Origin of the sequence: Acinetobacter sp. NBRC 110496 (genome assembly GCF_000876115.1) — a bacterium.
Taxonomy (GTDB): Bacteria; Pseudomonadota; Gammaproteobacteria; order Pseudomonadales; family Moraxellaceae; genus Acinetobacter.
Genome location: NZ_BBTF01000072.1, coordinates 1 through 15387, shown reverse-complemented (window position 1 = coordinate 15387; position 15387 = coordinate 1). Strand labels below are relative to the sequence as shown.

The 15387-nt window shown below is 39.1% G+C and carries 15 protein-coding genes; 7 read left to right on the top strand and 8 right to left on the bottom strand.

The features are described from left to right. On the bottom strand, positions 1 to 1154 hold a 1154-nt coding region (locus Aba26S_RS19130), incomplete at its 3' end, for a multicopper oxidase domain-containing protein (RefSeq protein ID WP_043974347.1). Between the two features lie 89 nt (positions 1155 to 1243). Beyond that, on the bottom strand, positions 1244 to 1594 hold the full coding sequence (locus Aba26S_RS19125) for a hypothetical protein (protein ID WP_004801531.1): 351 nt from the start codon (positions 1592 to 1594) through the stop codon (positions 1244 to 1246). Positions 1595 to 1744: 150 nt separating this feature from the next. Here Aba26S_RS19125 and Aba26S_RS19120 point away from each other — a divergent pair, with 150 nt between their 5' ends. Then, positions 1745 to 2428: a heavy metal response regulator transcription factor gene (locus Aba26S_RS19120; protein ID WP_004722337.1), complete on the top strand. Its 684-nt coding sequence runs from the start codon at positions 1745 to 1747 to the stop codon at positions 2426 to 2428. Beyond that, entirely contained in the window at positions 2418 to 3794 is a 1377-nt protein-coding gene (locus Aba26S_RS19115) for a heavy metal sensor histidine kinase (protein WP_004801537.1), read from the top strand. Before Aba26S_RS19120 ends, Aba26S_RS19115 begins: the two co-directional genes overlap by 11 nt. 78 nt (positions 3795 to 3872) lie before the next feature. Here the strand turns inward: Aba26S_RS19115 and Aba26S_RS19110 are convergent, their stop codons facing one another. Next, positions 3873 to 6236, bottom strand: coding sequence for a heavy metal translocating P-type ATPase (locus Aba26S_RS19110; protein ID WP_005144782.1), 2364 nt, complete (start codon positions 6234 to 6236; stop codon positions 3873 to 3875). Between the two features lie 281 nt (positions 6237 to 6517). Between Aba26S_RS19110 and Aba26S_RS19105 the strand changes: the two genes are divergently transcribed. The 3 genes from Aba26S_RS19105 (at position 6518) to Aba26S_RS19095 (ending at position 8131) form a co-directional block, all read left to right on the top strand. Continuing rightward, positions 6518 to 6898: a copper resistance protein CopC gene (locus Aba26S_RS19105; RefSeq protein ID WP_004722340.1), complete on the top strand. Its 381-nt coding sequence runs from the start codon at positions 6518 to 6520 to the stop codon at positions 6896 to 6898. A 67-nt stretch (positions 6899 to 6965) separates the two neighbouring features. Beyond that, positions 6966 to 7847: a copper resistance D family protein gene (locus Aba26S_RS19100; protein ID WP_005271733.1), complete on the top strand. Its 882-nt coding sequence runs from the start codon at positions 6966 to 6968 to the stop codon at positions 7845 to 7847. 14 nt (positions 7848 to 7861) lie between these two features. Further along, positions 7862 to 8131 (top strand): hypothetical protein, encoded by a 270-nt coding sequence (locus tag Aba26S_RS19095; protein ID WP_004722342.1) that lies wholly within the window; start codon positions 7862 to 7864, stop codon positions 8129 to 8131. 103 nt (positions 8132 to 8234) lie between these two features. Here the strand turns inward: Aba26S_RS19095 and Aba26S_RS19090 are convergent, their stop codons facing one another. The 4 genes from Aba26S_RS19090 to Aba26S_RS19075 form a co-directional block, all read right to left on the bottom strand. After that, positions 8235 to 9134, bottom strand: coding sequence for a hypothetical protein (locus Aba26S_RS19090; RefSeq protein WP_004801544.1), 900 nt, complete (start codon positions 9132 to 9134; stop codon positions 8235 to 8237). A 146-nt stretch (positions 9135 to 9280) separates the two neighbouring features. After that, on the bottom strand, positions 9281 to 10408 hold the full coding sequence (locus Aba26S_RS19085; RefSeq protein WP_004801545.1) for a YqaJ viral recombinase family protein: 1128 nt from the start codon (positions 10406 to 10408) through the stop codon (positions 9281 to 9283). Between the two features lie 146 nt (positions 10409 to 10554). After that, positions 10555 to 11610, bottom strand: coding sequence for a DUF932 domain-containing protein (locus Aba26S_RS19080; protein WP_004801549.1), 1056 nt, complete (start codon positions 11608 to 11610; stop codon positions 10555 to 10557). A gap of 63 nt (positions 11611 to 11673) precedes the next feature. Next, positions 11674 to 11991 carry a hypothetical protein gene (locus tag Aba26S_RS19075; protein ID WP_004801552.1) on the bottom strand — a complete coding sequence of 106 codons (318 nt, stop codon included), beginning with the start codon at positions 11989 to 11991 and terminating at the stop codon, positions 11674 to 11676. 800 nt (positions 11992 to 12791) lie between these two features. Here Aba26S_RS19075 and Aba26S_RS19070 point away from each other — a divergent pair. Then, positions 12792 to 13913, top strand: a complete 1122-nt coding sequence (locus Aba26S_RS19070) for a hypothetical protein (RefSeq protein ID WP_005003187.1) — start codon at positions 12792 to 12794, stop codon at positions 13911 to 13913. Between the two features lie 113 nt (positions 13914 to 14026). After that, positions 14027 to 14536 carry a hypothetical protein gene (locus Aba26S_RS19065; protein ID WP_004699703.1) on the top strand — a complete coding sequence of 170 codons (510 nt, stop codon included), beginning with the start codon at positions 14027 to 14029 and terminating at the stop codon, positions 14534 to 14536. 71 nt (positions 14537 to 14607) lie between these two features. Here the strand turns inward: Aba26S_RS19065 and Aba26S_RS19060 are convergent. After that, positions 14608 to 15387, bottom strand: a 780-nt coding sequence (locus Aba26S_RS19060; protein WP_043974338.1) for a hypothetical protein, incomplete at its 5' end; no start/stop codon positions are given.

Here is a 15387-nt window from a genome sequence, read left to right as displayed (position 1 = left end):
GGCGACATATCATGATCCATGCCTTTCATTGAAGACATGTCGTGATTCATGCCCGCCATAGAAGACATATCATGCCCCATCCCCATATCTTCCATAGTTAATAAAGAACGAGGACGTGACTTCGGCATTTTGATTTGATTTATTGGAGGAGTATTCTCATCATGTAAGGAACCAACTGAAAAACCACTCCTATCAATTGATTCTGCTTCAATTTGATAATTTGATTGTTTGGGTTCTACAATAACATCATACGTTTCAGCCGTCCCTATTCTGAATTCATCAACCGGAACAGGTTTCACTGGTTGCCCATCTGCACTGACTACCGTCATTTTCAAGTTAGGGATTCTGACGTCAAAGAATGACATTGCTGAGGCATTAATAAACCGAAGACGTACTTTTTCACCCGTCTTAAAATTACCAGTCCAATTTTGTTCTGGAGTCTTACCATTCATCAAAAAAGTATATTTTGTCACATCAGACATATCTGTCTTGAGCATTCGCATCTGGTTCCACATCGAACGGTCTTGCCATGTTGCTTTTAAACCATCTTTTTTAATTTGTTTAAAAACATCAAAAACAGTTTCACGACGGTTCTGATAATAGTCAGCTTCTTTCTTTAGATTATTCATGATTTTATCACTAGTTGAATCATGAAAATCTGAAAGTAATACGACATAATCCTTATCTGTTTTCTCAGCTACAGTTAAAGGTGTCCTATTTTTGGGGTAAATGACTAACGGACCATACAAGCCCTCTTGTTCTTGACCTTTACTATGCGAATGATACCAATAGGTACCATTTTGGCGTACCTTAAACTTATATTCGTAGGTCTTATTAGGGGCAATACCGTCAAACTGATTAAATCCGGGTACGCCATCCATGATGCCCGGTAGAATTAACCCGTGCCAATGAATAGAAGAATCTTGTTTTTTTAGCTTGTTATGGACACGAATAATAGCATCATCACCTTCCTCAAACTCAAGAAGAGGTGCAACAAATTTCCCATTAACCGTAATTCGTTTTAAAGGCTTACCTGTGATATTCACCGTTTGCTCAGCGATTGTTAAATCATATTCTTTAACTGCTGCCACAACCCAAGTTGATGAAAATAAACCGACTCCTATTAAAAGGACATGCGTTAATTTTGTAGACATTTATTTCACCTATCTAATATAAGGATGGGAGAATCAAGCAAACCTATTATTCGCTTTAATTTCCCCCGATCTTTCATTTATCGTATTTGTTATTTATTTGATGTATTTGACATGTTCATCTTTGAGTGGTCCATGTTCATCATACTGGAATTATCCATATTACTCATTTTAGATTGCCCCATATTCATCATCTTAGAATGATCCATCTGAGACATATCCGTCATGTTACCATGCTCATGCTGACTATGATCCTGTTGGGTTTTATCATCATTCTTCATATTACAAGGTTTTTGACATTTCTCTTGCGTCTTTGAATCGGCTTTAATTTCAGACACAACTGTAGTTCCTTGTTTCACATCTGCTGCCCAAGACTGAGTTCCTACAATTAAAGTACCAACACACATAAGAGTGGTTAAGCTACGGCTGAATAGAGTTTTCATGTTTTGCTCCAAAAATTAACTTTATGTAAATACCTTAAAGGCCTTCACTAAACATCTATGTGACATGAAAATGACATTTTTGTAATCTACAACGAATCACGTATTTATAACGTTATTATGTTCTTAATGAGTGATATGGGATTTTTATCAATGAGAATCTTACTAGTTGAAGATGAACAAAAAACCGGTGACTACCTTAAACAAGGTCTATCTGAAGCTGGGTATATAACGGATTGGGTAACGGATGGATTATCTGGTAAACATCAAGCGCTTTCCGAAGAATATGACCTCATCATTTTAGATGTGATGCTTCCAAAGCTAGATGGTTGGGATATCATTTATGATATCCGAAAAAGTGGCAAAACTATGCCTATTCTTTTTCTTTCAGCACGTGATCAAATTGAAGATCGTGTGAAAGGCTTGGATTTAGGTGCTGATGATTATCTAGTCAAGCCTTTTGCTTTTGCTGAGTTATTAGCACGAATTAAAAGCTTACTCCGACGGGGACAACAAAAAGAAGATAGTAACCTTATTACAATTGCTGATCTTGAACTTGATCTTCGTAAACGCCGCGTCACTCGCGCTGGGCAACGTATTGACTTAACAGCTAAAGAATTCGCGCTGATGGAATTATTTATGCGTAGACGTGGTGAGATATTACCTCGTACGCTCATTGCCTCTCAAATATGGGACATGAATTTTGATAGTGATACCAACGTTGTAGAAGTCGCTATCAAACGTTTGCGCAGTAAAATTGACAGTAATTTTAGCCCAAAGCTGATACAGAACATACGTGGAATGGGGTATGTTTTAGAGGTAGAAGATGACTCGTAAATTGTTTAATGCAATCAGCTTTCGTATAGCAATCATCTTTTCTCTTTCTACTGTTATCATCTTAATGATTATGGGGTTGGTTATTCACAAGCTCGTAATGCATCATTTTGAAGCTCAAGACCGAACTCAATTAGAAGGCAAAATTCAACTTATAGAGAATCTACTTGAACAGAACCCATCTAACTCTCAAGAACTAAATTTATATTTAAAAGATGCCTTAATTGGACATCACGATCTGATTGTTCAGATTGAACGTCCAACAGGTCAAGTTATTTTTAGCTCAGCACCATCAGTAATTCATCCCCAAGCACTCAACAAATCAAAACAAGATCCATGGCTTGAATGGAAAATTAAAAATAAGACTTATCGTGGCTTAATTTATAAAAAGACTTTTGATCATAATGACTCGTTTATATCAGCTCAGATTATTGTTGGAATCGATACCTCTGAGCATCTACATTTCTTAAATGACTTTAGACGTCAACTTTTATACATTGGATTTGTGGGTACAATTTGTTTAATGTTCTTAGGGTGGTTCGCAGCATGGCGAGGGCTACGTCCAGTACAACAAATGGCAAAAGTAGCAGAGGGTATCTCAGCCCAACATCTTTCTGAACGTTTAGAAGTCGAAAATACTCCAACCGAACTTAAATCACTGGCTGTCGCTTTTAATGATATGTTAGATCGGCTAGAAGCCGCAGTAGAAAAACTTTCAGATTTTTCATCTGATCTTGCTCATGAAATAAGAACACCTATTAACAATTTGATGACTCAAACTCAAGTATGTTTATCTCGTAGTCGAAATATTAATACTTATCAGGAAGTTCTATTTTCAAATTTAGAAGAGTTTGAGCATTTAGCTCGCATGGTCTCTGATATGCTATTTTTGGCAAAAGCAGAACATGGTCTACATTTACCTAACCTACAACAGGTTAATTTAGTTAAAGAAGTTTCAGCATTATTTGATTTTTATGATGCTATCGCTGCTGAAAAGGGAATGTCACTCGAACAGAGTGGTTCAGGTAGTATAAAAGGTGATCCTTTAATGCTACGCCGCGCTTTAAGTAATTTGTTATCGAATGCAATTAAATATGGCAAATCAGATTCGGTCATCAAAATCACATGCCAACAAAACTTTGATACAACAACATTCATCATTGAAAATGAAAGCTCCCCACTATCATCAGAACAACTTAATCGGTTATTCGATCGTTTTTATCGAACAGATGTATCTAGACAGAGAGTTGAAGAAGGTACTGGCCTTGGTTTAGCAATTACCAAATCTATTCTTGATGTGCATGGAGCTTCCATTCAAGCGACTTATAACGAGGGACATATTTCTTTTAAAATTATCTTTAAAAATTAGTGATATCTCGGTTATTAAGCACTCATTCTAATGATGCTTACCACTCATTAACTTACGCTAATGAGTGGTAAGTCGTGATTATTTTTGATGACGTAATCGTAAGGCATTACCAATTACCGATGCTGAGCTTAGGCTCATTGCTAATGCAGCAATCATAGGCGAGAGTAACCAGCCAGTAAATGGATACAGTACACCAGCAGCCAAAGGGATACCTAATCCATTATAGAGGAAAGCAAACATCAAGTTTTGTTTCATATTTTTAACAGTTGCCTCTGATAAAGAACGAGCAATTTCAATACCACGTAAGTCACCTTTTACTAATGTAACTTGGGCACTATTCATTGCTACATCAGTACCCGTGCCCATTGCGATTCCAATATCAGCTTGAGCCAAGGCTGGTGCATCATTAATTCCATCACCAGCCATAGCAACAATTCTCCCTTCTTTTTGCAATTTTGTGACCAAATCTAATTTATCAGCAGGTTTAACCTCACCATAAACCTCACTAATTCCTAACTTAGCCCCAACTGATTTTGCTGTAGTTAGCCCATCACCTGTTGCCATGATGATTCTTAAACCTGAGTCTTCCAACGATAAAAGGGCCTCTGGAGTGCTTGCTTTGATTGGATCTGAAACTGCCAGAAGACCTAGCAGTTTTCCATCGGCTGCCAAATACATAACACTGGCACCTTCAGCTCTTAATACCTCTGCTTGTGGAATAAGAGTGTTAACAGATATCCCTAATTGCTTCATCAGTGCCGTATTGCCTAGCGCTAATTTTTGTCCGTTTATCTCTCCATTAACACCAATACCTGAACCTGATTCAAATGAAGTAGGTTTACTTAAAGTAAGATTTCGCTCACGGGCGGCACGTACAATTGCATTTGCTAAAGGATGCTCACTGCCCTGATCTAAACTCGCAGCTAAACGGAGGACTTCATTCTTTTCATATCCTGAAGTGGCTACTACTTTATTGAATGATGGTTGTCCTTCTGTCAAAGTTCCTGTTTTATCAATAATCAATGTATCAATTTTACGTAGATTCTCTATTGCGGCAGCGTCTCGAAAAAGTACTCCATTTGATGCACCTCGCCCTGTTGCTACCATAATTGACATTGGCGTAGCTAATCCCAAAGCACATGGGCATGCGATGATTAAAACAGCTACTGCATTGATTAATCCATAAACCCAACTAGGTTCAGGTCCGAATAGCCCCCACCCCAAAAAAGTTAGAACAGCAATACCTATAACCCCCATAACAAATCGTCCTGCAACATGATCCGCCATCCGCTGCATAGGTGCTTTTGAACGTTGAGCCTGAGCAACCATTTGCACGATTTGAGAAAGTACGGTTGATGATCCAACTTTTTCTGATCGCATCACCAATGAACCATTCATGTTCATTGTTGCACCAATGACTTGATCACCCACACGTTTTGTAACTGGCACAGGTTCACCAGTTAACATCGATTCATCTACAGAGCTTGAACCTTCTGTAATGACTCCATCAACAGGAACTTTTTCACCGGGGCGTATCCGTAATAAATCGCCTACGTGTACATGAGATAGTGGAATATCTTCTTCTATACCATCAACACTGATTTTTCTTGCTGTTTTAGGTGCTAGCCCAAGTAGGGATTTAATTGCCGCTGAAGTTTGGGAACGTGCTTTTAACTCTAGCACTTGACCTAACAATGTGAGAGAAATAATCGCTGCGGTCGCCTCAAAATACACAGCAACACGCCCCATAGATACAAATGAGTCTGGAAATACTTGAGGTACTATTGTTCCAACAAGGCTGTATATAAAAGCAGCTCCTGTACCTATTCCAATCAAGGTCCACATATTTGGACTCCGATTCCAGATTGACTGCCAACATCTCACAAAAAATGGCATTCCTGCCCACAAAACAATTGGTAAAGTCAGTACCAGTTCCATCCAGCTTTGCACCTGCATTTCGAACCAGTTCAATTGATGACCAAACATTGCTAAGAAAACTACAATAATGGTTAGCGGTAAGGTCCACCAAAATCTATGCTTAAAATTCTTGAGTTCTGGGTTTTCATCAGCGTCATCTAAGTCAGGAAGTAAAGGCTCTAACGACATACCACAGATCGGACAATTTCCCGCATGGTTCTGTCTAATTTCAGGATGCATTGGACAAGTGTATATCGTGAAGGTATTAACATGAGCAGGCTGATTAACTTCATTTGAATCCTCACCATCCCTCTTTTGTGGTTCTTTTAACGTAACTACATTCTCAACTTTAGTAATATAAAAATGAGGATCACTTTTAAACTTTATGTGGCATTTCTCACTACAAAAGTAAAAAGTTCTATTTTTAACTTCTTCATAAAACTTGGATGCTTCTGTAACTGTCATACCACAGACAGGGTCAGTAAGTCTGTTATTGAGTACTTTGTTTTCATGATGATGGTCCATAAAAGCCTCCTTCATATTTAATTTTTTAAATTAATAATTTCATTAAGATGGAAATAGACTCCCTCTTATTAGTTTGTTTAGTGATCATTGTTTTCTTTAAAGCCAGTGTACCACTTGTGGTTTTTTAATTTTTAAAATGACAAAAATGTAATTTTGAAGTCATCGGGATGTTTCTCTCATCCTTTAATAATAAGCATGAGAAAGGTGATGACCAAGCAACCAATTGATGCATTTCATTCGGTCATTACTGAGCCCAAGATTAGTTTAAAGAGGATGAAGAAATGAAAATTTTCAAAAATAAAATGTCAGCTCTACGTAACACTCTCGTAGGTGCAACACTGATTGTTACTGCTTCAAGTGCATTTGCACACGTGAAACTTGAAAGTGCAATTCCTGCGATCAATGCTTCTGTAGCAAGTCAACCAAAAAACATAACACTCAATTTTGGTGAAGAAGTCATGCTAATGAACGTTAAGTTACTTGATGCCCAACGTAAGGATATCCCTTTGAACTACCAAATAACTCATGATATGAAAAAATCATTTGACGTAGCGGTTCCAAAACTAAAAAAAGGAAAATATACGGTGGTTTGGACCACAATGGGTACCGATGGCCATAACATGAATGGTGAATATAATTTCACTATTAAATCGGCAAAATAACAATGAGTGAAAATAGTCAACATGCCAGCAGCTTGCTGGCATGTTGCTATAATAAAGGGAGAAAAATATGATTCCTGAGACTTGGATATATGCAACATGGTTGGTTAAAGTCATTTTATATTTAGGGATTGCATTTGTTATTGGCGGTGCTTTCTGCTATTTCTTACTTGGACGTTATGTTGAAATCAAGGAGACTATTCTAAAATACATGACTATTGGTACAGGTTTAGGCCTTTTTTCAAGTGTTCTCGGCTTCTTCATTCTTATAGGAAGTTTTGCCAACACTGGCCTTTCAGGTATGTGGGATAGCAACTATATAAATATACTAGTCAATACTCCTACTGGACATGTCTCTATCATTCGATCAATCAGTTTTGCACTTTTACTCATATTTATGATAGTCAAATTTAGTAAAGGGACGATTGATATTTCCAAAACTGAAGGAGCAATCTTTACCATACTGCTCACACCAATCGTTTTAAGTTTTTCACAACTCGGACACGTCACGAATTTACCCTTATTCGCTCAAGCTTTGTTATCAATACATGTACTTGTAATGTCCTTATGGATGGGGTCGCTTTATCCATTATGGAAAACAAGCAAAAAAATTAATGGCTTACCACTTAAAGAACGTATGCATCTATTTGGGCAAATAGCAGCCTTTATTGTAGGAATACTCATCGCTTGTGGTCTTAGTATTGCTTTATTACTCTTTAAAGATTTTAATACTCTAATCAATACACCTTATGGGCATGGATTTATTATTAAAATATTATTTGTCCTAAGTATTTTATTGTTAGCAGCCTTTAACAAATGGTATTTCACACCTCGCTTACAAGACCCGAAATTTGCGAAACAATTGGGCTATGCCATTTTATTTGAGATGTCATTAGGTCTATCAATTCTTTTAGCCACTGGTTATATCACCACTGTAGTCGGTATTGAGTAAAAAAGGATCACGCTATGACTTCATGGATGAAGTACAATTTATTATTTTTCATTTTTTTGAATACGACATCATGGGCTGAACCTAGCACTTCAAAAACGATTCGCTCCTTAGATGATACCGAATTACGTAATATCACTGATCATAATCATGGCGACACCAAAGTCGAAGAGAATAAAGACCATCATTCTAAAGATAAACAACTACGTAATGAAGATAGTAGACAACAAAAAGTTATAAATGGATTAATGTTACAAAAGCCTAACGTACTACCGCCCTCCAAATAAACGATACTTAAGTAATGTTTATTGATTCAATAAGTAGTTCAAATTTTTTAATAAAAAATAGTAGCAATATTACTGTTGGGGGCTTCTTAGCCCCCAACAGTATTTAATTCAGAGCTTGAACCGACTGCTGTAAGCCTTTCTGAATATCTTGAACATGAGTGAGATCATGCGTTTGCTGATGCTCTGTTTGAGATTCAACGCTGTAAAACTCCTCCACTATATCCAAACCCTCTTCACCTCCCACCTCAAAGCAGGCATTACCATAACCCTGCCGTGCCACATGATCCAAAGCCTCCTGATAGAACCCTGCTGTCTTACTTTGTTCATCCATCTGTTTGGCTGAACTAATCGCATCTTTCAGGTTTGTGCCATCACGTAAAGTCAGATCCACGTAGTAGATCGGGGTACGGTAACTTTGTGTGGTGCTTTTACCTCGCAAGGTCAATTGCAATGGCAAACAAGAAAGTAAGTCACCCGATGCTGCGTGATAGTAACGAAGTCGAGCTGCCAAAGTGCGGATGCTGTTAAAGCCTGTGGTTCTAAAGATGAAAGTACCAAACTCATCTGATTCATCTAAGTTGACGTAGAGTCTGCCATAGGGCTTGCATAATCCACCCTGTGCCAATGGACATAAATCAGGGGATGGACAAGGATGTTGTTCAATGCCATTTTGACCGAGTCGCTGACAGCTTTCGCCATTGCCTGAACAGATTAAACGTCCAGTTTGGCGGTCAAATAGGCTGTACTCTGCTCTTAAGTTGAGATCGGGATCATTGAAGATCATGCGGACTGGAATGCTTCTCAGCTTTTGGTTCTGATTGGGCGCTTTGGCACGTAGTTGCTCATCCAGTGGATGTTTGACCCACCCATCTTTATTTTGGATTTGGCTGGTAATGGTAAATTGATCATCTTTTTCAGGCAGACGTTTTCCATTCTTTTCGACAATTTTGCCGATACTGATACGCCCCAACACAGGTGGGGTAATAGCTAAACCTTTAATCATGATGATGTACTCTATATAGATGTTGAAATGGCGTTTAAATTTGGATAAATAAATTTTGGGCATAAAAAATCCCATACTTGTTTGGGGTATGGGATCAGTTGGTTGGGGTGTTAGTTAAATTGAAATGGGTTACTTGGGTATCAGCCCTATCCACCATTCGGATAAATCTGAAAGCGTCGTGTTCCTGCTTTGGTTTGGGGAAATTGCTGTAGGTATTCAGGATGCTGTTTAAGCAATGATTTACTGTCTAGGCTGATTGAGTCTTGTGATTTCTTCCATGTGACTGAACCACCTGTAAATACCGCTCGCTCTGCTTCTTTCATCATCATTTGTAGTTGATGTTTCAGTTCATCAAAATACTGCTGGTGTTGTTCAACTTTATGTCGCTCCTCTAGTAACTGATTAAACAAATAATTAGCTTGTTCATTTTGGGTCAGGTCTTCTACTGTTAATGGAATCTGTTCAGGATAAAGTTGTTGCAAGGCTTTAGCTGCTGAATCCGAAGCATCTACACTGGGTGGAATACCTGTTTCGACACATTGCCAGAAATGACGTTCCGCATTAATGATGTGCTGAATCACAGTTTCATTACGAGTCACTTTATAGATTTTGGTTTCATGCCCACAGATCAAGGCACAAATATGCGCTGCCTGTTTACCTGTCACTGCCAATTGATGCTGTACCTGACACAGCACATATAAAGGCACGCCATCTCGCCATAGTTTTGCGCCATATTCCCCCACGGTTTTACATTCCAAAATTTGCACTTCTTCATTACCGACTACAGCATAATCCAAGTTCGCCAACATAAACTGTTTGTCTTCATCAGGGTGTTGCAATACTGCATTAACTCGACGGACTTTATGATTGGTGTGCATGCTGTAGTATTCAGCCACCAAAGGTTCTAGCTTTTTTCCCCAGTACAAGGGTGCGTAACCTGCACTTTCATCCTCGATGTTTTGTTGCATCCGCCCTGTCTTGATCATCCACAGTTCCAGCATCGACATATAGGGATTCAGTCCACAGGCCGTTGCTGCATCACTGCTGCCAATACCCTGTTTTCTGACTTCTAACCATTGTTGATAGTTCATCTGTTTGGTGTTGGCAAGTCTTTTTGCTGTAAGGGCTTTGGTCTTTCGTGGTTGCGTATTCGGTCGATCTCGTTTGGTTCGGGTTCCCACCTCAATCTGCTGAATGGATTGATTTAGATTCGGTAAATAGGGTTGTAGTGGTGGGTTATTTAGCGTGTTTTGAATTTGAGTATGACTATTCATTGCAATTATTCCTGTATCGATAAAATCGTAAAAGCTGAATTTTGGGCATAAAAAAGCCGCATGAGGGTGCGGCTAAAGGTGTTGCTGTGCTTGTACGGTGTTACTGTATGCTTAGGCTAATGGAGCTGGCTTAATTGAAACTGAATTTAGGCAATCATTCTCAATGCCTGTTCCAGACCACGCTGTTTAATGGCAGCCCCTGCACCAAACCATGCTGAATCGAGTCGATGATCGGTACTCATCGCTCGACGTTCATGGTCACAGAACTCGGTGATGCTGCACAATAATCCATAAGCGGTATCCTTGGCTGAACTCAGTTCTGCACCACGTCCATGTCCGTTAAACATGGTCATGACTTTCGACATGGCACGTCCATTTGGCTCGGTTTTATTGTCCGCTTTGGTTGGGGTGTTGATGCCTTGGTTTGGCATAGCAGCATTTCGATAGAACTGAATGATGCTTTCATCTTGTTCAGCCATAGTTAGGTTGGTATTGTTAAACACCGCATCAAAGAAGGCTGCTGCTTCCTGCTGAGTTACCTTACGCTGGCTCAGTTGTTTCATTTCATACATGTGTTCATCCCATGCACGGACTGAAATACCCAACTGTTGTTTAACTTTCTCAGCATCGAAACGAGTGCTGTGTGGGACTTTAACCACACCTGCACTGGTATTTTGTCCTTTGAGAGCAATTGCCAAAGTATTGTTACATACCACCCGGATACTGGTGAACTGTGCAGTGGTTGCTAGAGTGCCATCACAAGCCGTCGCTAGTAGAATATAGCCATTACTCACATCCTTACCCTTGAGTGCTGAAGTCTGTCCAGTCTTGGCTAATGCCCAGAATTTCTTGCCACCTTTCAGTACCCCTGCGGTTTCCAGTTCAAAGCCTGATTGCTCCGTCAGGTCTTTGTAGAAGTGTAGGATTTCCATCGGTTGGACTTCTTGAAAGCGTTGGCTGACCACGGATAAAGGTGCATGCGTATCTGAACGGTAAAGCACTCGTTGTTCTTCAAAAGGCATGATGATGCTTTGTCCACGTTCATTCTGTGCCATGTAATTGACATCCGAGGATTCTATCCGCCAGTCCATGCCTGCTTGTTGTGCCCAAACCTCGATGGGTTGGTTTGGTGTGAGTTCATTGCCTAACCCATGCCAAGGGGTTTGTCCAGTGAATGCCATAGTTTCAACTAAATGTGCCATAAGAATAATTCCTGTATCGATTTTGAATGGGTAAAAGGGTTCGATTTAAATTTTGCTAAATACTTAATTGCGTAAATTCGGGCTAAAGCTGCGGTCACAGTTGTTGCAGTAATACTGTTTGCGATAAGTTGGGTGAAGCGGTTGTTGCTGTTCATCTTCAGTGATCAACATCCAGATACCGCCAATCAGTACCCCAACGATTGCACCTGCAATTGGAGGAATATTCAGGCTTTTGGAAACACTCACTCCTAATGTGGCAAGTGCCATCGGTGACATCACACTATTGGAAATGGGGTTATTGGTTGAGGTACTGGGTAAATGTTGGGTTGATTCAAGCAGTACCGTCTCTCGGGACTGGCAATAAGGACATGGCAAACTCATTGTGGTATTTCCTGTAAATGAATAAAAAAACCTGCTGGGGAAGCAGGCAAAATGATTGCAATGTAGCTGAAGCATGTATTGGTGCTATCTCAAATGGAGAAACACTGTTCTCAATTAGATGCTATGTATTTGTATTTTTTTAGAATGCGTTTTTTTTCATCAGTTTTAGGCAATTTTTGAATGATGATTAAACAGATCAATTGACCTGTTTTTTAGCAGCGATTATGATGCAAGGGCTGACCTACATTGTCAGTCGGTTTTGACAGACCGCTCATCTAGCGCATCGGAGTTTATTCATCTGAGTATTCTTTGTATGTGTAAAAACCTTCTCGTCCCCCTTTGCGGTAGAACGGGAGGGGGACGCGTTCGCGCGTGCTGGTTCTAGATGTCCAGTCTGTCAACCCCTTTTCGTTCTGCCACCATAATCAATTGACAGTGATTCGGTAGAACTTCTAATTCATCTAGGAGTCAACCATGACGCAATTTACTGTGCTTTATTATTCCCCTGCACTTTCTCTGCCTCTCAGGCATTTTATTCCAATTCATTTATCACACGCTTTCACTGTGTCCTGATTGACTCAAGGCATCAATTAACTGCTGCATCCATTTTGGTCAGTGGTGTTTTGTGCTGGATAAAAATCATGAAATTCATCGCACAGCTTATTTTGGTTGTCCTTATTGTGCTCAGTAACAGCATCGCTAGAGCCTATGACAGCCAAGCAAAATGTATTTGAAATTACAGGCAATTTCATAATTCATTTTTAAAAACTTAAAAAATATTGGATGGGGAAAATAATAGGATGAAATACATTTCAATTGCGCTGCTCACCAGCCTTGCGTTGGTCGGCTGCTCAAAACCACAACAAGATGATGTAGAGAATAAAGAACTATCTCAAAAGATTGAAAACATGTCATTGAATGATGCTGTCCCTGCACAGGCTGTTTCTTCTCCTTTGATTATCGCTCGCAATAAAATTACACCTCCGCTAACAAAGACTGGAGAAGACTTTCAGGAACTCATCAAAGATGAGGGGTATTTTTCCTTTTATCCACCGTATAAAACCATCTATGGATTGCAGATGTTTGCTGAAAATGACGATGTTGCAGATTATTGTGCAAACTGCGTGTATTTCCAGTCCATTCTCAATGATTTAAGAAATGTGCTGGCTTTAAAAAACAATCAAGTTTTAGTGATCGGACATACTGATCAACAGTTTCCTGCATTCACTTTTGCTTTAGGTGATGACTATTCTTTGCGTGCAGCGCATGATACGGCAATCAATTATATAAGATCGACAATGCAGGTGACTCCACCACAAAAAGATCAATTTGAGAGTACAGAACAATATCAACAACGTATTCAGACACTTCAAAATGAGTTGGATACTAAAAATGCCCATCTAAATTATGACTTGAAGCTTTTAGAACTCAGTTTAAATGCTACGTCTGGTCAAAGTCTGTTTATGCCAAGCAGCTATACACCGAATGATCGACCAAATGGTCCGATTGATAATTTTGTTTATTACGATGCTGATTCGAAACAATTACATTTTGAGAATATGAATTTCGCATCTGATCTTATTGTGAATTTCACAGCCCCATCCACGCCAGAGTTAGCACAAAATATTATTACGGCTGGTGGACAGAAGTATGTCGGTTACATTTTTAACTTCAATAATCATAAATTGGAATTAGAGAGCTTAGTCATTTATCAGGCCAACAACACTCAAGCTGATTCTGCGAATGAACCGATTGCCATCCTTGAACCGAGCACCATGTCCTTTCAACGCAAACATTTCAACGGCATAGAAAATGCTCGATTAAAGCAATTTGATGTGACACTGAAAAAGCCAATTCCTTTTGATTTTAGCTTGGAAAACTACACGCCGATCGAAAAGGTATTTAAAAAGATCGATGAGTAATTCCCACTTTTATAAAAAGTAAAAAATTGATTGACCAAACAATTAAATACACAGAGTTGGGCTTTCACCCAACCCTGTAGATCACAATATTCGATTAAATATAGGCATGTGTAATGAATTTTATTCCATCGATTGTTTTATCCAGTGTGTTGCTACTGACTTTAACTGCGTGTAATTCAGGTAACGATGCACCAAAACCAAAGGATACCCCAACTCAAACAAGTGAGCATAGCACTGCTGATGCGACTGAAACTCCGCCTCAATCTGAAGATGATTTTCCAGCCGTTGATAAATCCTTTCTGGAAGATGAGTCATATAATGCTGAGGAAGGGACTGAACCCACTGTACAAGAACAATTTGAAGTCCGTGTCCGTCGTGAAGAATCACAATACTCCATGACAGGCTATACCGATTTGTTAAACATCATGTCCTTGAACGATGCGCCAACCACCATCACAGGGGTTTTAATCAACCGTGGTAATTGCAGAAGCAAAGGCACTTACGATTACCAAAATATGCGCTATGGCTCAGTGGCAAAAGTCTACTTGGGCTGTTCCGCTGAATATGTCCGTGAAGTGACCATCACCACCAACAGTGGTTTGACCTATACCTATAATTTTTAGAGATTTAATCACAGCGATTTATACAAGCATAAAAAAGGCGTTCTAATCAGAGCGCCTTATATTTGAAAAGTTTACTTAGCAGGGATATTCCCTGTATAGCTTTGCCATAAATAGGAAATATGCTGACTCATATACCGATAAAGTTTGAGGGGGCCATTTAGAAACTCAAGCTGTTTACTCCAGTAGCTACGCATATCACTGTCCGCAAAGTAACAGTGTTTTTCCCAAACCAAATAAGGTGATCCTTGCACAAGCTCATGTCCCTTGTGTAAACAAGCCCCTCTCCATACCCGTAAGATAAAATCAGAATATTTACACTCATCACCAATCACATAAATGATGGCATGGACTGAATAAAATCCATTCAGTGATTTCACAATACGCCATTGCACATCATACAGCTTGCCAGCTAATTCTTCGGATTGATGTAATCTTTCCAGCCATTTACTAGCAAGTTTTGGTAATTTAACTTCGGCATCAAATTGTAAGGGAATAGTAAACATACAAGGTAAATCATAGATCATACAATTGATCTGCTTATGTTTGTCTAGACAACGTTTAAACAATGCCTTTTGGAATTTAATACTTTCATTAATTGGTTCAATAAATTTTGTATATTCCAGTGCAATCCGTCGTTTCAGAAACTTATGTTTAAATTGATCATGAATAAGCTCTGCATTCTCTACAAGGTAATTCATATTACCGTAATGAGAAAAGCCTACTGTATCAAAGATTGCAGCCCAATAAGGATTTAGTTGAAATCCATGTAATACCAAACGGTGATAATGCAGCCAAGGTAGAGAATTTAAAAATATACGATAATTCTTATCCAAACATTTGGGTGATCGTTT